Consider the following 17,475-nt stretch of genomic DNA (forward strand, 5'->3'; position numbering starts at 1 on the left):
GTGGAGGGGGCCGGTGAACGTCGCGGTGCCGGTGCCCGTGCCGGTGCCCGTGCCGGTGCCCGTGCCGCTGCCGCTGCTTGTGCCGGTGCTGGTGCTGGTGGTGGTCTTGGTGGGTGTGTTGCTGTGGGTGAGTTGGTCCAGGAGGTCTTGGTGGCTGATGGTGACGGTGAGTTGGGGTCGGAGTCCGCCGTTGGTGGGGAGTTTGCCGGTGGTCATCGCGAGGTTGCAGGCGCCGACGAGGCCGTCGAGGAGTTTTTGTGGCCGGGAGCGCCGGTCCAGGTCCGGTCCGGTGGGTTGGGTGGTGTGTCGGGGGTTGGTGGCGGTGTTCATGGCGGTGGTGAGGGTTTCGTATTGTTCGGTGGTGGCGAAGATTTCGAGGTGGTGCAGTCCGTAGCGGTGTCGGCGGCGGAGGAAGGTGCCTTGGAGTTGGCGGAGGGTTTCTTCGGAGGGTTCGGTTCCGTCTTGGTCGATCCTGTCGGTCCAGCGTTGGGCCATTTTGGTGAGGAAGTCGGGGTCGCTTTCGGTTGCGGTTCTGGTCAGTGCGTGTTCCATGCGGGTGGTGGTTTCGGCGTCGGTGAGGTGCCGGACTTTATCCAGGGCGGTGCTGATGATCGTGGCGGAGCGGGAGGGTATTTGGGCTGATCCGATCGCGTCGGCGAGCGTTTCCCGTCGGGCGGGGAGGGGTTGTCCGGCTATTCCGGGCTGGGGGAGGACCTCGGCGGCGAGGGCGAGTCTGCGGCGGGCTTCGCTGATACTGATCCGCAACCGGGCGCGGAGGAACTGTGCCGCGTTCCGGTACCCGTCATCGAGCAGGGCCGCGTCGCTGGTCCGGATGACCGCGTGAGCGTCGCTGGCCTCACCGGCCTGGCTGGGAACAGCGTGCTCCTGGGTGCCCGGCGAGGTCTCGGTCCATCCCGTGGACCAGCCGGGGGCGGCGGAGGACTGGGCGCCTCGAGCTTCATTCCGGGTCCGTTCCACAGCCTGGGCCGCGACCACCTGCAAATACTCCAACGACCGCGAAAGCTCCTCCACCCGCCCAGCAAAATCCGCAGCCGCCTGGAAACCCAGCAACCCGGCCTCGGCCATCGCGGAGCCGCGTAGCTCTTCCAAAGCCGTGGCGCCGTTCTCCAACGCTTCTGGAAGGCAGCCAAGCGGCGCGATGGTGCCTGGCCTGTCAGACATCCCTTTGCCAGGGGAGGCTGTGGCTCTTCCGGGCCGACCTTCGAGCCGCATCGTTGCAGGGACGTCATCGGGGGCAACAAGCAGCGTATCGGCGCCCGACGAACCCGGCCGCCGCTCCAATACCTGCTCATCGCTTTCCATACGAAAACCCTGTCAGGCCGAGCTTCCATGGATCAGCCCCCAACTGGCCTATGTGGAAAACTATGTGCCGACGTAACCCACGCCGTGCCCAGCGGCTCGCGTGCGGGCACCTCTCTATGCGGTAAGCGCTGCAAAGGCCATCTGTTCGAGGATGGGCCGGGCTGATTTCGCGGCGATCTTCCTCCCGTGGTGGCGCACTGAATGCGGGGTGGAGTTGATCAAGCCGAAGGCCGCATGGGCCCGCACCCGCAGGCCGGAAACATCTGCATCCTCGTGAATGCGGGCGAGGACTCCAACCCAGGTCTCAACGTAGGAGCGCTGCAACTGCCGTACTTCGGCCTGGTCGGCATCGCCGAGGCTGCTGAAATCCCGGTCCTGTACACGGATGACGTCGGGGTTGCTCAGGGCAAAGTCCACTTGGAACCGGATCAATCCCTGCAGGGCTTCCGTGGGAGTTCCAGCGTCCGAGACCACTCGCAGTCCGCCGTCCAGGAGGTCCCGGCTAACGCTGAGGAGCAGTTCGCCAAGCACGGCCTGTTTGCCGGGAAAATGGCGGTACACGGCGGGTCCACTGACGCCTGCTGCTGCGCCGAGGTCCTCAAGGGACACCCGGCTGAAGCCGTTTTCCGCGAACAGCCCTGCGGCGGCGGACAGCAAAGCCAACCTGCGTAGCTCCTTTGCGTGGCTGCGTTGCGTCATGGCAGTGCGGCTACCGTCGGTGCTTGTTTCCGGGCCTACGGTCACGTTCTCCTCCTTGGCGCCCACGCCGGCAGAGCGGGCGTTGCTGTGCTGGACATCACAGTTAATAAAGACTAACCTAAATTTCAGTTACGTGGCACTAACCGAAATGGCCTGTGGCCGGGAATGGAACAGGGGTCGATGGAGACAATCGCCAGCTTGACGGGAACCGCCGGCGGCACCTTCGAGGCCAACCACGAGGCGCAGCGCGCCCTGGTTGAGGAGTTGAAGAACCGCTTGGCAACAGCGGCATTGGGCGGGCCCGCAGCGTCCCGCGAACGCCATATCAAGAGGGGCAAGCTTCTCCCCAGGGAACGCATCGACTACTTGTTGGACGAGGGAAGCCCATTCCTGGAGATCGCACCCTTGGCCGCAAACGGGATGTACAACGACGATTCGCCCGGAGCCGGTGTCATTGCAGGCATTGGACTCGTTCATGGCCGCCACGTCCTGGTCATTTCCAACGACGCGACGGTCAAGGGCGGGACCTACTACCCGATGACTGTGAAAAAGCATCTCCGGGCCCAGGAGATCGCGCTGGAGAACAAGCTCCCGTGTATCTACCTGGTGGATTCAGGCGGGGCGTTCCTGCCCAAGCAGGATGAGGTCTTCCCCGACAAGGAGCATTTCGGCCGGATCTTCTACAACCAGGCCCGGATGTCCGCGGCCAAGATCCCACAGATCGCCTCCGTGATGGGTTCGTGCACCGCGGGTGGGGCCTACGTCCCGGCGATGAGTGACGAGACCGTGATTGTCCGCAACCAGGGGACCATCTTCCTTGGCGGCCCGCCCTTGGTTAAGGCAGCCATCGGCGAGATCGTCACGGCGGAAGAACTGGGCGGCGGTGAGGTGCATTCCCGGATTTCCGGGGTGACGGACCACCTGGCGGAGAACGACCAGCACGCACTTGAAATCGTCCGGGACATCGTGGCGACGTTGCCGAAGCCGGCACAGCCGGCGTGGGACGTGCTCGACGTCGTCCTGCCGCCTTTGGCCGAACAGGCGGAGCTTTACGGTGTGGTTCCCACAGACGTCAACGCCCAGTACGACGTCCGCGAAGTCATTGCCCGGCTGGTGGATGGCTCCGAGTTCCATGAATTCAAGAAGAACTACGGGACCACCCTGGTCACCGGGTTCGCGCATCTACATGGGCATCCGGTGGGCATCGTCGCCAACAATGGTGTCCTGTTCAGCGAGTCCTCACTCAAGGGCGCCCACTTCATTGAGCTCTGCGACCAGCGGGGAATCCCACTGATCTTCCTGCAGAACCTCTCCGGTTTCATGGTGGGCAAGGACTATGAGCAAGGTGGCATCGCCAAGAACGGCGCCAAAATGGTCACGGCGGTGGCAACGGCCCGCGTACCAAAACTGACCGTGGTTATAGGCGGTTCCTTTGGTGCCGGCAACTACTCCATGTGCGGCCGGGCGTACTCGCCGCGGTTCCTCTGGATGTGGCCCGCCGCCCGTATCTCCGTCATGGGCGGCAATCAGGCATCCAGCGTCCTGGCGACGGTCAAGAGGGACCAGTATGAGGCTGCCGGCCAGGAATGGTCCGCGGAAGACGAAGAGGCGTTCAAGGCGCCCATCAAGCAACAGTACGAAGACCAGGGGAGTCCGTACTACTCCACCGCCCGGCTATGGGATGACGGCATTATCGATCCCGCCGATACACGCCGGGTCCTGGGCCTGGCACTTGACGTCGTCTCCCGCCAACAACTGCCCGAGACCTCCTTCGGCCTCTTCAGGATGTGAACATGACCTTCCCGACGCCAACCAAAGCCCCGACCACAAGTCCAACCGCACCCCGCACCTTCAATGCCGTCTTGGTCGCCAATCGGGGCGAGATTGCCTGCCGGGTCATCCGTACGCTGAAGGAGATGGGCATCCGCTCCGTCGCCGTGTATTCGGACGCCGACAAAGAGGCAAAGCACGTCACGCTCGCCGACACTGCCGTCGCCATCGGCGGCACGGCTCCCGCAGAGAGCTACCTCCGGATCGACGCCATCATCGAGGCGTGCCGTCGCAGTGGGGCCGATGCCGTCCACCCTGGTTACGGCTTCCTGTCAGAGAACGTGGAGTTCGCCAAAGCGCTGGACGCCGCGGGCATCACGTTCATCGGCCCGGGGATCGGTGCCATCGAGGTAATGGGTGACAAGATCCGCTCGAAGAACCATGTGATGGCCTACGACGTCCCGTGCGTGCCCGGGATCGCCAAACCCGGACTCACGGACCAGGAACTCATTGATGCTGCTCCGGGAGTGGGGTTTCCCCTCCTGATCAAGCCGTCAGCGGGCGGTGGCGGCAAGGGTATGCATGTGGTGGAACGGCTGGAAGACATGCCCGCCACCCTTCTCACGGCCAGGCGCGTAGCTGCAGCTGCCTTCGGAGACGACACGCTCTTCCTCGAACGCCTCATCCGTGCTCCCAGGCACATTGAAGTGCAGGTCCTGGCGGACAACCATGGCAACGTCATCCACCTCGGCGAGCGCGAATGTTCGCTGCAACGCCGGCATCAAAAGGTCATCGAGGAAGCCCCGTCGGCCCTTTTCGACGCACTGCCTGATGGCCAGGCACAACGGGAGCGGATCGGTGAGGCTGCGTGCCAGGCGGCGCGGAGCGTCAATTACAGCGGCGCCGGCACAGTGGAGTTCCTGGTCTCGGACGAGCACCCGGACGAGTTCTTTTTCATGGAAATGAATACCCGGCTGCAGGTGGAGCACCCCGTCACGGAGATGGTCACGGGCGTCGACCTCGTTGAATGGCAGGTGCGGATCGCCGCCGGCGAGGTGCTAACCGTCGCGCAATCCGACGTCGTGCTTAACGGCCACGCCGTTGAGGCGCGTGTCTACGCCGAGGTGCCCGAGCGGAACTTCATGCCGTCGATGGGGCGTGTCGTGGCGCTGGCCGAGCAGGGTGCGGTCGATTCATCAGTGTCAGGAGTGCAGTACGGGCATGCCAACGTCCGGATCGACTCGGCCATGCGTGAGGGTTTGGAGATCACCGGCGACTACGACCCCATGCTTGCCAAAGTCATTGCGTGGGGCGAAGACCGCGCGGCGGCGCTGGCCACCCTCGATGCGGCCCTGGAGCGTTACACGCTGCTGGGTGTGGATACTAACGTCGAGTACCTGCGGCTGCTCATCAATGATTCCGAGGTCCGCGCCGGGCATTTGGATACGGGGCTGATCGAACGGAAACTCCCGTCCATGGCGTTCCGGCACGCTGGGCCGAGCGAACTGATCGCTGCCGCGCTCACGCTGTGGCTGGATCGCACCGGGCCGGCGCTCGCAGGCAACGCCTGGAAGGTTCCTGACGCTTGGCGGGTAGGCGCCCCTGCCGCCTGGACGGCGACGTTGGGTGTTTCGGGAGGTGCCATGGCGACGGTGTCCATCGCCGAGGACGACGGTGCCCTCACGGCAAGGATCGACGGCGGAGACCCCGTTAACGCGACGGTGGTGGAACGCAGCGGCGACAGCATCGTCCTGGAGCTCGACGGCGGTGTCCTCACCTACGCGGTGGGCGTGGCGCCGGGCGCCGTCCCGGAGCTTTTCATGGGAAACGACGGCTGGTCTTGCCGCTTTGAGGTCCTTAACCGTGCCGAACGGCTGCGTCGGATACTCGCCGGCATCCAGCGCGAAGAGGGTGCCGCGGACCCGGAGGTGCGCTCGCCGATGCCCGGAACCGTGGTGTCCGTGTCCGTGGCTGACGGCGACACCGTGGAAGAGGGCCAGGTGCTCCTGGCCGTCGAAGCCATGAAGATGGAACACCAACTGGTGGCCTCGGTCGCCGGAACCGTGCATCTGGGCAGCAAGCCCGGGGACTTGGTCAAAGCAGACCAGGTGCTCGCCACCATTCATATAGCCGCCGGCACAGATGAGGCCGGCACTCACCAGACCAGCACAGACAAGGAAGTCCAGCCATGAGCACCTTTGAACTCAACGAGGAATACCAGGACCTGAGCGACTCCGTCCGAGAGTTCGCCGACGAGGTGGTAGCCCCTGTCTCGGCAAAGCACGACGAAGAGCACAGCTTTCCCTATGAAGTAGTCAAGCAGATGGGGGAGATGGGGCTCTTCGGGCTGCCGTTCCCGGAAGAGTTCGGTGGCATGGGCGGAGACTACTTCGCCCTGGCGCTGGCTTTGGAGCAGCTGGGCCGAGTGGACCAATCCGTCGCCATCACCCTCGAAGCGGGTGTTTCCTTAGGGGCCATGCCCGTCTACCGCTTCGGCACGGATGCGCAAAAGGAACAGTGGCTCCCGGAGCTGGCTTCCGGGCGCTCCTTGGCTGGTTTTGGCTTGACGGAGCGCGAGGCTGGTTCTGATGCCGGGGGCACCAAAACCCACGCGCACACGGAGAACGGCGAGTGGGTCATCAACGGCAACAAGGAGTTCATCACCAACTCCGGTACGGACATCACCACTCTGGTCACGGTCACCGCCGTCACCGGCCAAAAAGAGAACGCGGACGGCAGCACCAAGAAGGAAATCTCCACCATCCTTGTGCCCACCGACACGCCAGGTTTCACCGCCGAAAAGCCGTACAACAAGGTGGGCTGGAACGCGTCCGACACGCACCCGCTCACCCTGGACAATGTCCGCGTCCCGGAAGCGAACCTGCTGGGCGAGCGCGGCCGCGGCTACGCGAACTTCCTCTCCATCCTGGACGAGGGACGCATCGCCATTGCTGCCCTCGCCACCGGCGCAGCCCAGGGTTGCGTGGACCTGTCCGTGAAATATGCCAAGGAACGCAGCGCTTTTGGGCAAAACATCGGGAAGTACCAGGCCATCCAGTTCAAGATCGCGCGGATGCAGGCCAGGGCCCACACAGCCCGCCTGGCGTATTACGACGCGGCCTCACGCATGCTGGCAGGCAAGCCGTTCAAGACCGAAGCGGCCATAGCTAAGATGGTCGCAGGCGAGGCAGCCATGGACAACGCGCGGGACGCCACCCAGGTGTTCGGCGGCTATGGCTTCATCAACGAATTCACGGTGGCACGCCATTACCGCGACTCCAAGATCCTTGAAATCGGGGAAGGCACCACCGAGGTCCAGTTGATGCTCATCGCCCGAGAGCTGGGTCTGTAACCGTACGGGAAGGATCAAGGATGATTGACAAGGTTGTTGCCAGCGCCGCTGAAGCGGTGAGGGACATCCCGGACGGCGCCTCGCTCGCCGTCGGCGGTTTTGGCCTGTGCGGTATTCCCGTCGCGTTGATCGATGCGCTCCACAGCCAAGGCACCACGGACCTGGAGACCGTCAGTAATAACTGCGGGGTGGACGACTGGGGCTTGGGAATCCTCCTCAAGGACGGCCGCATCCGCCGCACCATCAGCTCATATGTCGGCGAGAACAAGGAGTTCGCACGCCAATACCTGGCGGGGGAGTTGGAAGTGGTCCTCACCCCGCAGGGCACGCTGGCTGAGAAGCTTCGCGCCGGCGGTGCGGGCATCCCGGCTTTCTTCACCAAGGCCGGCGTGGGAACGCAGGTGTCCGAAGGCGGTCTCCCGCAAAAGTACGACGCCGACGGGAACGTTGCGATCGCTTCCTCGCCAAAGGAGGTGCGCACCTTCAATGGAGCCGATTACGTCCTGGAAGAATCGCTGACCCCGGATTTCGGCCTTGTCCATGCCTGGAAGGGCGACAGGCACGGCAATCTGGTGTTCCACGCGACGGCAATGAACTTCAATCCCCTGTGCGCGATGGCGGCCAGGACCACCATTGCCGAGGTCGAAGAACTCGTCGAACCCGGTGAACTGGACCCGGAACACATCCACACGCCGGGTATCTTCGTGCAGCGCGTGGTGGTGGCGCCGTCTACCGAAAAGCGGATCGAGAAGCGGACTGTCGCCTTGGGGGCATCAGCGTCCGACGGCACGAGAGAACAGGCAGGAGCCTAGCCATGGAATCGAACAGTCTCCAGGACATCCCGCCCCGTCCCGAAGCCGTGCGTCACGAGTACCGGCGCGCCGACGTCGAACATCACGAAGCCAAAGGCTGGACCCGCAACGAACTGGCCGCCCGCGTGGCCAAGGAACTGGTCAACGGCCAATACGTGAACCTGGGAATCGGGATGCCAACCCTGATCCCCAACTACATCCCGGACGGTGTGGAAGTCATTCTCCATTCCGAGAACGGCATCCTCGGTGTCGGTCCCTACCCGGCAGAGGACAGGGTAGACCCTGACCTCATCAACGCCGGCAAGGAGACCGTCACCACCAACGCGGGCGCGGCGTTTTTCGATTCGGCGTCGTCCTTCGGCATGATCCGCGGCGGGCATGTGGACGTTGCTGTCCTGGGCGCCATGGAGGTGGCTGCCAACGGTGACCTCGCCAACTGGATGATTCCGGGCAAGATGGTGAAGGGGATGGGCGGCGCCATGGACCTGGTGTTCGGTGCCAAGAAGGTCATCGTGATGATGGAGCACGTGGACCGGAGCGGCAGGCCGAAGATCGTCCAAAGCTGCACCCTTCCGCTGACGGGCAAAGGCTGCGTTGACCGCATCATTACGGACCTCGCGGTGATTGACGTCGTCAAAGACGAAGGCGATCCGCGTTTGGTGCTGCGCGAGCTGGCCCCGAACGTCAGTCTCGACGACGTCGTTGCCGCTACCGGGGCCGAGCTGTTTGAGGAAGACCAGGAGCTGACCGTATGACGCGGATCGTCGAGCAGCGTGGGCTTTATTTCGATGAGCTTGAAGAGGATGTGGTCTACACGCATAGGCCCGGGCGTACGGTCACCGAAACGGACAATGTCCTTTTCACCACCATGACCATGAACACGCAGGCACTGCATTTGGACGCCGCGTGGAGCGCAGGGCAGCCCTTCGGACAGCGGCTCATGAATTCCATGTTCACGCTGTCCACCATGGTGGGGCAGTCCGTCACGCAGCTGACGCAGGGCACCATCATTGCGCAGTTGGGGCTGACCGACGTCACCTTTCCGCACCCGCTGTACCACGGGGATACGCTGTACACGGAGACGGTGATCCTCGGAAAAAGGTTGTCGTCCTCCCGCCCCGGACAGGGCGTGGTGACCATGCAGCACACCGGCCGCAACCAGGACGGGACCGTGGTGGCATCGGCCACCCGTACCTGCCTCATGTGGACCAAGGAAGCGCACGCCGCGCAGTCCTGACCTCCGCTTGACGCCACCGCCCCCACACCCCAGCAGCGAGGTAATGCATGTCTTCTCCCTTCACCATGGGCCCGGCCCTTTTGTTCTGCCCGGCTGACCGGCCCGAGCGTTTCGGGAAGGCCGCCGACAGGTCCGATGCCGTGATCCTGGACCTGGAGGACGCGGTAGCTCCGGCCGACAAGCCCGGCGCCCGCAACGCGATCATCAGGCAGCCGGACGGGGAGCGCCTGGATCCGGCCACAACCATCGTCCGCGTCAACCCGGTGGGCACGCCCGAGTTTGAGGCAGACCTGGAAGCCTTGGCCGCAACGCCGTACCGCACTGTGATGCTGGCCAAGGCGGAAAGCGCCGGGCAGCTCGCGGCGTTGGCGGGTTACCAGGTCATAGCGCTGTGTGAAACGGCCGCCGGAATCGTCAACGCTGCCGCGATCGCGGCGCAACCGAACGTCGTCGGCTTGATGTGGGGTGCCGAAGACCTGCTCGCCTCCCTGGGCGGCCTGTCCAGCAGGAACGACGACGGCGGGTACCGGGCTGTAGCACTGCACTCTCGTTCCGCTGTGCTGCTTGCCGCCAAGGCTGCGGGCAAGGAAGCCATCGACTCCGTGTACGTGAACATCCCGGACCTTGATGGCCTGGGCGTGGAGTCCCGGGATGCGGTGGCCAGCGGGTTCGGTGCGAAGGCCTGCATCCACCCGAACCAGGTCGCCGTGGTCCGGGAAGCCTATGCCCCCGCACCCGAAGCAGTGGAGGCGGCCACTGAGTTGCTTGACGCAGCCGCAGCAGCCGGTACAGGGGTGTTCCAGTTCAAAGGGAAGATGATCGACGGCCCCATCCTCAAGCACGCCGAAGCGACGCTTCGCAGGGCTGGTCGCTAACGACGGGTCCGGCCCTAGTTCGCTGCACACACCGTTAAACGGCGGGGACAGCAAACAAGGGCCGGATCGCGGGGCGCTCCGCGTTCCCGGGGGCCGGAATCGCAGGGCGCCGCAGCGCGCTAGGCGCGGACCGCCGTCGAGAGTTCCGTCAGCTCCACCGTGGCGGGCCGTGCAGCCGTGCTGGTGATCGCTACGGCTTGCCCGCTGCGGGCAGATTCCAGCACCGATTCCATGACCTCCAGGGCGTGGAAGGCCAACTGTCCACCGGCACGCGGTTCCTGTCCCGCCGGAGTGGCCGCAAGGTCGGCGATGCCAAAGCCGCGTCCCGAGTCCACATAGCCCGCAGACACCGGGAGCGTCTCCCAAGCCTCGGCGCCTAGTGCGAAAAGCTCCACGTCGCCGTCGAAGTAGTTGGGGTCGGGCACCACCAAGGAACCTTTTTCGCCGTGGATTTCGATGTTGGGGCTCTTGGTTTTGACCGCGTCGAAGCTCATGAAGAGCGTCGACAAGGCCCCGGAGGCGTGGACCAGGACACCCGTGACGTGCGAGTCAATGGCAACCGGCACTTTTTGGCCTTCTCGCGGACCCGATCCGATGGTCCGTTCGTCACGCGTATGACTGGCTGCGCCTACCACCGAAACCACAGGTCCGAGCAGGGTGACCAGTGCAGAGACGTAGTACGGGCCCATGTCCAGGAGGGGCCCACCACCGGGCTGGTAGTAGAAGTCGGGGTTCGGATGCCACCGCTCGTGCCCCGGAGTAGCCATGGTGGCCGTGGCGGAGATGGGCGCGCCGATCAGGCCGTCGTCGATCGCCTTGCGGGCAGTCTGGATGCCAGTGCCCAACACGGTGTCCGGTGCGCAACCAACCACCACCCCTGCAGCGGCTGCCGCGTCGAGTACTTCCCGGGCCTCCGTGGTGGTGGCTGCCAACGGCTTTTCGCCGTAGACGGACTTGCCGGCGGCGATGGCCTTCAACGCAATGTCGGCGTGTGCAGCGGGAATGGTCAGGTTGAGGACGAGCTCAACGTCATTGGCGGCCAGGAGCTCGTCCACAGTGAGGGCCCTGACGCCGTCGTAGGAGTCTGCCACGGCCTGCGCCCGGGCGGGATCGAGGTCGGCAACGGCTACCAGATTGATGGTGTCGAGCCGGCGGAAGTTGCTCAGGTACTGCGCGATGATGGCGCCGCAGCCAATGATTCCGACGTTTAGCGGCTTGCCCACAGCATGCCCCTTTCGATAATGGTGCGGACGTTGCTGTCCTGGAGGATTTCCACGCGGTGGCCGGGGGTGCAGACAAAGATCCTGCCCTTGCCCCATTGACGGGTCCAGATTGCCGGCGAAGTTACTTCACGGTTCCACGGATCCCACTCCCGCACTTTCTGGGTGGTGGTAGCAAGGACGTCGATGTAGTCGTCGGACAGGACCCAGTACTGCTCCGTGACGAGATCGAAATCCCCGATGCCCTTGGTGATGGGGTGTTCGGCGGCCGCTGGAAGCATGTTCACCGTGTAGGGGACGTAGTTGTCGGACTGTTCGCCCGACAGCTCGTCAGGATGCTTACCGGGGTGGCAGGCAAACTGGCCGCCGATCAGGTGCAGGTAATCCGAGTTGTTGCGGTAGGAATCGGCGATGCCTCCGTGCCAGCCCGCGAGTCCCGTGCCGTTCTCGACGGCCGTGCGGAGCCCCTCGAACTCATCCTTCTCAATGGTGGTCATGGTCATGCACTGGACGATCAGGTCGACGCCCGCCATGTAGTCGGGATCAGCATAGATCTTGGGGGATTCCTCCACCCGGACGTCGTAGCCGTTCTCCCGCAGGTAGGGAATGAACAGCTCTGTGGCTTCCACCGGCTGGTGTCCGTCCCAGCCGCCGCGAACCACCAGCGCTGTCTTGTTGTTGCTTGTCATGGTTTCCTTCGATTTCGGGGCGTTGTGTCGTTGAGTCGGGTGTGGTGCTGTCAGCGCGTAGCAAACGCAGCATCGAAAGCTGCCGCCGGGGGCCGTATGGCGGCCAGCCGACGAACCATGTCCAGCGCCTGGGGAGCGCCGATCAGCCGGTCCATTCCGGCGTCCTCCCATTCGATGCTGGTGGGTCCTTCGTAGCCAATGGCATTGAGCGTCCGGAAGATCGGCTCCCAGTTAACGTCCCCGTGCCCGGCAGTGATGAAGTCCCATCCGCGCCGTGGATCAGCCCACGGCAGGTGGGATCCAAGGCGCCCGTTGCGCCCGTTGAGTTGCCGGACGGATTCCTTGACATGGACATGGAAGATCTTGTCCGCAAAGTCCTGGAGGAACATCACGGGGTCCAGGTCCTGCCACATAAAGTGGGAGGGATCGAAGTTCAGTCCAAATCCTTCCCTGTGTCCGATCGCGTCGAGTGCGCGCTTCGCAGTCCAGTAGTCATAGGCAATCTCGGAAGGGTGGACTTCCAACGCGAAACGGACGCCAACCTCATCGAACACATCCATGATGGGATTCCAGCGGTCGGCGAAGTCCTGGTAGCCGCGTTCAATCATGGCCTCAGAGGCCGGGGGAAACATCGCCACGCATTTCCAGATGGACGAGCCCGTGAACCCCGTGACCGTTTTGACCCCCAGCCTTGCCGCGGCGCGTGCTGTGGTCTTCATGGTTTCGGCCGCACGTTGCCGCACGCCTTCCGCCTCGCCGTCGCCCCAAACCGCCGGCGCAAGGATGTCCCTGTGCCGCTCATCGATGGGGTCGTCGCACACTGCTTGTCCGGCCAGGTGGTTGGCGATGGCGTGCACGGTGAGGTGGTGCTTATCCAGGACGTCCAGTTTTGCCTGCAGATAGGCATCATCCTCGACAATGCGCTGTGGATCCAGATGATCGCCCCAACAGGCGATCTCCAAACCGTCAAAGCCCCACTCTCCAGCCAGCCTCGCCAGTTCCTCGAAAGGCAGGTCGGCCCATTTGTCCGGTGAAGAGGGTGATGGGTCGGTTCATCATGTTCCTTTCAGACGTTCTGCCAGCGGCTTGAGTTGTCCGCGCTCGCCTCGACTGCGGCAAGCACCTTTTGTACCTGCAAAGCATCAGCGAACGACGGCGACGGCTGCTCGCCCGCGCCGATGGCCGTCACCAGGTCCACTACCTGGTGTGTAAACCCGTGCTCGTAACCCAGACCGTGGCCGGTTGGCCACCAGTTGGCGGTGTAGGGATGGGAGGGCTCGGTGACCATGATCTTCCGGAAACCCGCATCGGGTTCCAGGGCAGCGTCGTAGAAGTGCAGGGAGTTCATGTCCTCGAAATCGAAAGCCACCGAACCCTTGGTGCCGTTGAGCTCCAGACGCATTGCGTTCTTGCGTCCCAAAGCGAACCGGGTGGCCTCGAAGATGCCGATAGGGCCGGCGGCAGCACCGCCGTCGTGCTTTGACTCGAAACGGGCGGTGAACAGCGCTGCGTCGTCCACGGTGACCGGACCACGCGGGCTGTCGGAACCGCCACGGCCGCCAAGACCCACGAAGTCTCCGCCCACGGGCCGTTCCTTCACGAACGTTTCCAGGAGCGCAGAGACGCCGGTGACATTCAGGCCGGTGATCCACTGGGCGGCGTCGATGCTGTGCGCACCGATGTCCCCCAGCGAACCGGACCCCGACTTTGACTTGTCCAGCCGCCAGGTCAACGGCGCGTCCGCGTCGCTGAGCCAATCCTGCAGATACTGCGCCCGCACATGCCGGATGTCGCCCAGGCGGCCGTCATCCACCATCCGCTTGGCCAGGGCCAGTGCAGGAGTCCGGCGGTAGCTGAAGCCGCACATGGACAGCACACCCCGCTCGGCTGCGGCCTGCGCCACCGCCGTCATCTTCTCAGCCTCTTCCACGGTGTTGGCAAGGGGCTTTTCGCAGAGGACGTGCTTGCCGGCCTCAAGGGCGGCGATGGCGATCTCGGCGTGGGTGTTGCCCGGTGTGCAGATATCGATGAGGTCGATGTCGTCCCGTTCGATCAGCCGGCGCCAATCGGTCTCCACGCTGTTCCAACCGTATTTGTGGGCGGCTACGCGGACGCCGTCGGCATTCCTGCCGGCCACTGCCGTGAGTTCAGGGACCAGGGGCAAGTCGAAGAACCGCGGTGCCGTACGCCAGGCGTGGGAGTGCGCTGCACCCATGAATGCGTAGCCGACCATGCCCACCCGCAGTGGTTTCGTTTCAGTCATGACGGGATCCTTTCTGCTGGCAGACGCCAGTCACTTGCTGAAGCCTGCGGTCAGGCCGCTGAGCAGTTGGCGGCGTGCCACCACATAGACCACAAGCAACGGCAGGGTAGCGAGGACGACGGATGCGAGTACCGCAGGTATGTTGACGCTGAACTCGCCCTGGAACGTCCACAGCGACAGGGGCAGGACCCGGGTATCAGGGCTCTGCGTGAGGATCAGCGGAAACAGGAATCCATTCCATACGTTGAGCGCGTTGTAAATCCCGACGGTGATGACGGCGGGCTTGGTCATCGCCAAAGCGAGCCGCCACAGCATGGCCCAGTCAGAGCAGCCATCCAAGCGCATCGACTCGAACAACTCGTTGGGTACGTCCCGCAGGAAGTTGGAAAGGATCAGCACGGAGATCGGAATCGCGAAGGCAATGGACGGCAGGATCAAGGCCAACAAAGTGTCGTACATGTGGGCTTTGGTGATCATCCAGTAGATGGGGATGATCGTGGCGTGAAGCGGGATGGCCAGGCCCAGCAGGAAGATGTTGTTGGTCAGGCCGAGGAATTTGCCCCTGCCCCGGACGATTGCGTACGCCGCCATGAAGGAAACCAACAGAGCCGGAATAACACTGCCCAGTGTGACGATCAGGCTGTTGGCGAAGTACTTGGCGAAGTCGTTTTCCAGTACCAGTTTGTAATTGTCCAGGGTCGGTTCGGAGGGCGGCAGCATCGGGTTGGACGTAAAGAAGCCTGCTTGGTTCTTCAAGCTGGTGATGACCACGTAGTAGACCGGCACAATGATCACGGCCAGCCAGGCCCAGCCGCCCAGTCCGCCCAGGATGTTGGGCCGCGACCTGCCGGTCTGTGGAGTCCGACGGCGGGTAGCGGCAGGCGTCGGCGGTGCTGCCGCTGACGTGGGGAGCTGTGTGGTGGAAGCCATTACGCACCTTCCAATTGGCTGGCATTGCGGTTCTTGCCGCCGAGTCGTTGGAGGAACAGCGCCAACGCCAGGCCGATGACCACGAGGATCACTCCCAGGGCGCTCGCCGCTCCCATGTCATTGGCTTTGAAGCCGGTGAGGTACATGTGCAGCGGAAGCAACCGGGTGGAATAGCCCGGGCCGCCGGCAGTGAGGACGAAGACCAGGTCGAAGTAAGCCAGGGAACCAACCACCATCAGGGTGGACGAGGTGATGATCGTGTACTTCAACTGGGGGAGGGTGATGTTGAAGAACTGCTGGACCCTCCCGGCACCATCGATCTGCGCCGCTTCGTACAGCGACGTGGGTATCTGCCTGACGCCGCCTTGGTAGATCAGGGTGTGGAACGGCACGAATTGCCAGGCGATCACGAAGACCACCACGAACAGCACCAGGTCCGAGTTGCCCAGCCAGTCCTGGGCCAGGAATGGCAGGCCCAAGCCAGGGCCCAGGCCGAAGTTCGGATCCAGGAGCGCTTTGAAGGCGATGGCGACAGCCGCGGAGGAAAGGAGGAGCGGCACAAAGTAGAGCACTGCCAACGCGGCGCGGTACTTCTGGCTGGCAGCGGTGAAGACGCCCAGCAGGAGGCTGATGGGGGCCTGGACGACGAACGAGAAGAACATGATCTTGGCCGTCACCAGCAGGGCATTTCCTGTAACCGGGTCGGTCAGGACTGTTTGCCAGCTGGAGAGTCCGTCGAGCTTGATTTCGCCAAGCCCGTCCCAACGGGTGAAGCTCAGGAAAAGGACGCCCAGGAGGGGAAGAATCGCGAACAGCGTGAAGAAAGCGAGGGCCGGGACTGCCAGCCACCCCGACGGACCCTTTTCGAGGGTCCGCCGGGAGGTCTGCTCCCGGGTAGCAGCAGTAGTGGTTGACACCGGATTACTTCCCGATCGTCGCGTTCATGGCTGAGGCGAACTGCTCGGGCGTGATCTTCTTCAGGAAAATCTGGTCAAGGTTCGCCAGCATCGCATCGCCCTGCGCCGGGCTGAGTGCCTGGTCCCAGGACAGCGTGAAATCAGGGGCGTCCTTGGCCATGCCGTAGACGTACGTCAGGAAGTCCTTGTCCGGCGACGCAGCAAGCTTGTCTTCGATGCCCGTGACCACAGGAACGGCGCCGGAGTCGATCAGGGCCTTGACGTTGTCGTCATTGAACATTCCGTCCTTGACGTAGCTCAGCGCTGTCTTCTTTTGTTCCTCGGTTGCCTTTGAGGAAACCGACCAGAAGTTGGAAGGGTTTCCCACGACGTTTGCCGGGTTTCCCTTACCGCCGTCGATGGTGGGGAAGGGGGTGTAACCGAGCTTGCCGCTCTTGACGAAATCGGCGGCGTCCTTCTTCATGCCCTGGTAGATCCAGCTGCCCTGCAGGATCATGGCTGCCTTGCCGGTGTAAAGAAGGGCCTGGTCGGCGTTGCTGTCAGCCGCAATGGAGGAGAAGCCGTTGATGAAGCCACCGGCATCCACCAGTTCCTGGATCCTGGTCAACGCTTCAATGACGGCAGGGTCGGACCATGCATCAGGCTTGTTGGCTGCGATCTTGGCGAAGACTTCGGGTCCACCGATACGGTCCACGAGGTATTCGAGCCACATGAGGTCCGGCCATTTCGACTGCCCGCCCAGCGAGAACGGAGCTACGCCCGCGGCTTTGAACTTGGGCACCAGGGCCATGAGTTCATCCCAGGTCTTGGGCGCTTCGGCGCCGATCTTGTCGAAGACTTCCTTGTTGTAATAGAGGACCACCGGCTGCACTTTGTTGTTGGGCAGCGCGTAGGTCTTGCCATCGATGACGCCACTTTCCAGGATCGACGGGAGATAGCGGCTCTGGACGTCGGGGTTCTCTTTGAGGAATCCTGTCAGGTCATCCACCTGGCCGGCGTCGACGTAGGACTTAAGGACACCGCCTCCCCAGCCATACACCAGTGTGGGGCCCTGTCCCGCGCCTACGGCCGTACGGACCTTGGTCTTGTAGGCATCGTTGGCGAAGAAGTCGAGCTTGATGGAGGAATCGGGGTGCGCCTTGTTCCAGGAGTCCACGGAGGCCTGGAAGACCGGTTGGTCACCGCCCGTCAGGCCCCACATGGTGGCAGAACCCGCGGAAGCTCCCGTTCCGGCGGGGCCTGAGGAGCCGCAGGCTGCGAGCGAGATCGACAAGACGGCTGCCGAGACCGCCATTCCGGCGGTGCGCAACTTCAGATTATTCATGTGCTGTTTCCATTCGTCCTACGGGCTCGACGCTGATGGCCCGGCTGCTCGTATAAAAAGCCGC

General features: G+C 63.5%; 15 protein-coding genes and 1 pseudogene. 7 read left to right on the forward strand and 9 right to left on the reverse strand.

Annotated elements, in window-relative coordinates; genetic code table 11:
- Both QRM57_RS18895 and QRM57_RS18900 read right to left on the reverse strand, forming a co-directional pair.
- Positions 1–1,182, reverse strand: a 1,182-nt coding sequence (locus QRM57_RS18895) for a DUF222 domain-containing protein (RefSeq protein WP_284987752.1), incomplete at its 3' end; no start/stop codon positions are given.
- A gap of 255 nt (positions 1,183–1,437) precedes the next feature.
- The gene (locus tag QRM57_RS18900) at positions 1,438–2,022 is read right to left on the reverse strand and encodes an SACE_7040 family transcriptional regulator (protein WP_284987818.1); all 585 of its coding nucleotides are present in this window, start codon (positions 2,020–2,022) and stop codon (positions 1,438–1,440) included.
- Between the two features lie 180 nt (positions 2,023–2,202).
- Between QRM57_RS18900 and QRM57_RS18905 the strand changes: the two genes are divergently transcribed.
- From QRM57_RS18905 to QRM57_RS18935, 7 genes are read left to right on the forward strand one after another with little or no spacing between them, the layout of a single operon-like run.
- The gene (locus tag QRM57_RS18905) at positions 2,203–3,813 is read left to right on the forward strand and encodes a carboxyl transferase domain-containing protein (RefSeq protein ID WP_284987753.1); all 1,611 of its coding nucleotides are present in this window, start codon (positions 2,203–2,205) and stop codon (positions 3,811–3,813) included.
- 2 nt (positions 3,814–3,815) lie between these two features.
- On the forward strand, positions 3,816–5,984 hold the full coding sequence (locus QRM57_RS18910; RefSeq protein ID WP_284987754.1) for an ATP-binding protein: 2,169 nt from the start codon (positions 3,816–3,818) through the stop codon (positions 5,982–5,984).
- Complete coding sequence (locus tag QRM57_RS18915) at positions 5,981–7,144, forward strand: acyl-CoA dehydrogenase family protein (protein WP_211711802.1); 1,164 nt, start codon at positions 5,981–5,983, stop codon at positions 7,142–7,144. The genes QRM57_RS18910 and QRM57_RS18915 overlap by 4 nt, the downstream gene beginning before the upstream one ends.
- A 20-nt stretch (positions 7,145–7,164) precedes the next feature.
- Positions 7,165–7,956: a CoA transferase subunit A gene (locus tag QRM57_RS18920; protein ID WP_284987755.1), complete on the forward strand. Its 792-nt coding sequence runs from the start codon at positions 7,165–7,167 to the stop codon at positions 7,954–7,956.
- Positions 7,957–7,958: 2 nt separating this feature from the next.
- On the forward strand, positions 7,959–8,711 hold the full coding sequence (locus tag QRM57_RS18925) for a CoA transferase subunit B (RefSeq protein ID WP_284987756.1): 753 nt from the start codon (positions 7,959–7,961) through the stop codon (positions 8,709–8,711).
- Complete coding sequence (locus QRM57_RS18930) at positions 8,708–9,193, forward strand: MaoC family dehydratase (RefSeq protein WP_284987757.1); 486 nt, start codon at positions 8,708–8,710, stop codon at positions 9,191–9,193. The genes QRM57_RS18925 and QRM57_RS18930 overlap by 4 nt, the downstream gene beginning before the upstream one ends.
- A gap of 47 nt (positions 9,194–9,240) precedes the next feature.
- Positions 9,241–10,068, forward strand: coding sequence for an HpcH/HpaI aldolase/citrate lyase family protein (locus tag QRM57_RS18935; protein ID WP_284987758.1), 828 nt, complete (start codon positions 9,241–9,243; stop codon positions 10,066–10,068).
- Between the two features lie 119 nt (positions 10,069–10,187).
- On the opposite strand, the gene QRM57_RS18940 is transcribed toward QRM57_RS18935, so the two are convergent.
- The 7 genes and pseudogenes from QRM57_RS18940 to QRM57_RS18970 form a co-directional block, all read right to left on the reverse strand.
- Complete coding sequence (locus QRM57_RS18940) at positions 10,188–11,291, reverse strand: Gfo/Idh/MocA family protein (RefSeq protein ID WP_235521777.1); 1,104 nt, start codon at positions 11,289–11,291, stop codon at positions 10,188–10,190.
- Positions 11,276–11,977 (reverse strand): ThuA domain-containing protein, encoded by a 702-nt coding sequence (locus QRM57_RS18945; RefSeq protein WP_257371156.1) that lies wholly within the window; start codon positions 11,975–11,977, stop codon positions 11,276–11,278. The genes QRM57_RS18940 and QRM57_RS18945 overlap by 16 nt, the downstream gene beginning before the upstream one ends.
- 50 nt (positions 11,978–12,027) lie before the next feature.
- Positions 12,028–13,033: pseudogene (locus QRM57_RS18950) on the reverse strand (sugar phosphate isomerase/epimerase family protein).
- A 10-nt stretch (positions 13,034–13,043) separates the two neighbouring features.
- Positions 13,044–14,240: a Gfo/Idh/MocA family protein gene (locus QRM57_RS18955; RefSeq protein WP_257371154.1), complete on the reverse strand. Its 1,197-nt coding sequence runs from the start codon at positions 14,238–14,240 to the stop codon at positions 13,044–13,046.
- A gap of 30 nt (positions 14,241–14,270) precedes the next feature.
- Positions 14,271–15,170 (reverse strand): carbohydrate ABC transporter permease, encoded by a 900-nt coding sequence (locus QRM57_RS18960; RefSeq protein ID WP_284987759.1) that lies wholly within the window; start codon positions 15,168–15,170, stop codon positions 14,271–14,273.
- Positions 15,170–16,087: a carbohydrate ABC transporter permease gene (locus QRM57_RS18965; protein ID WP_257371152.1), complete on the reverse strand. Its 918-nt coding sequence runs from the start codon at positions 16,085–16,087 to the stop codon at positions 15,170–15,172. The genes QRM57_RS18960 and QRM57_RS18965 overlap by 1 nt, the downstream gene beginning before the upstream one ends.
- Positions 16,088–16,091: 4 nt before the next feature.
- Positions 16,092–17,411, reverse strand: coding sequence for an ABC transporter substrate-binding protein (locus tag QRM57_RS18970; protein WP_284987760.1), 1,320 nt, complete (start codon positions 17,409–17,411; stop codon positions 16,092–16,094).
- Positions 17,412–17,475: the final 64 nt, after the last annotated feature.

This window comes from Arthrobacter sp. fls2-241-R2A-172, assembly GCF_030208885.1.
In the GTDB taxonomy this organism is placed as follows: domain Bacteria; phylum Actinomycetota; class Actinomycetes; order Actinomycetales; family Micrococcaceae; genus Arthrobacter.

Bases quoted from the DNA above. Each gene is read 5' to 3' on its own strand.
- QRM57_RS18905 (WP_284987753.1), top strand. From the start codon at position 2,203: ATGGAGACAATCGCCAGCTTGACGGGAACCGCCGGCGGCACCTTCGAG.
- QRM57_RS18960 (WP_284987759.1), bottom strand. From the start codon at position 15,170: ATGGCTTCCACCACACAGCTCCCCACGTCAGCGGCAGCACCGCCGACG.
- QRM57_RS18935 (WP_284987758.1), top strand. From the start codon at position 9,241: ATGTCTTCTCCCTTCACCATGGGCCCGGCCCTTTTGTTCTGCCCGGCT.
- QRM57_RS18920 (WP_284987755.1), top strand. From the start codon at position 7,165: ATGATTGACAAGGTTGTTGCCAGCGCCGCTGAAGCGGTGAGGGACATC.
- QRM57_RS18955 (WP_257371154.1), bottom strand. From the start codon at position 14,240: ATGACTGAAACGAAACCACTGCGGGTGGGCATGGTCGGCTACGCATTC.
- QRM57_RS18930 (WP_284987757.1), top strand. From the start codon at position 8,708: ATGACGCGGATCGTCGAGCAGCGTGGGCTTTATTTCGATGAGCTTGAA.
- QRM57_RS18915 (WP_211711802.1), top strand. From the start codon at position 5,981: ATGAGCACCTTTGAACTCAACGAGGAATACCAGGACCTGAGCGACTCC.
- QRM57_RS18970 (WP_284987760.1), bottom strand. From the start codon at position 17,411: ATGAATAATCTGAAGTTGCGCACCGCCGGAATGGCGGTCTCGGCAGCC.
- QRM57_RS18900 (WP_284987818.1), bottom strand. From the start codon at position 2,022: ATGACGCAACGCAGCCACGCAAAGGAGCTACGCAGGTTGGCTTTGCTG.
- QRM57_RS18910 (WP_284987754.1), top strand. From the start codon at position 3,816: ATGACCTTCCCGACGCCAACCAAAGCCCCGACCACAAGTCCAACCGCA.
- QRM57_RS18945 (WP_257371156.1), bottom strand. From the start codon at position 11,977: ATGACAAGCAACAACAAGACAGCGCTGGTGGTTCGCGGCGGCTGGGAC.
- QRM57_RS18925 (WP_284987756.1), top strand. From the start codon at position 7,959: ATGGAATCGAACAGTCTCCAGGACATCCCGCCCCGTCCCGAAGCCGTG.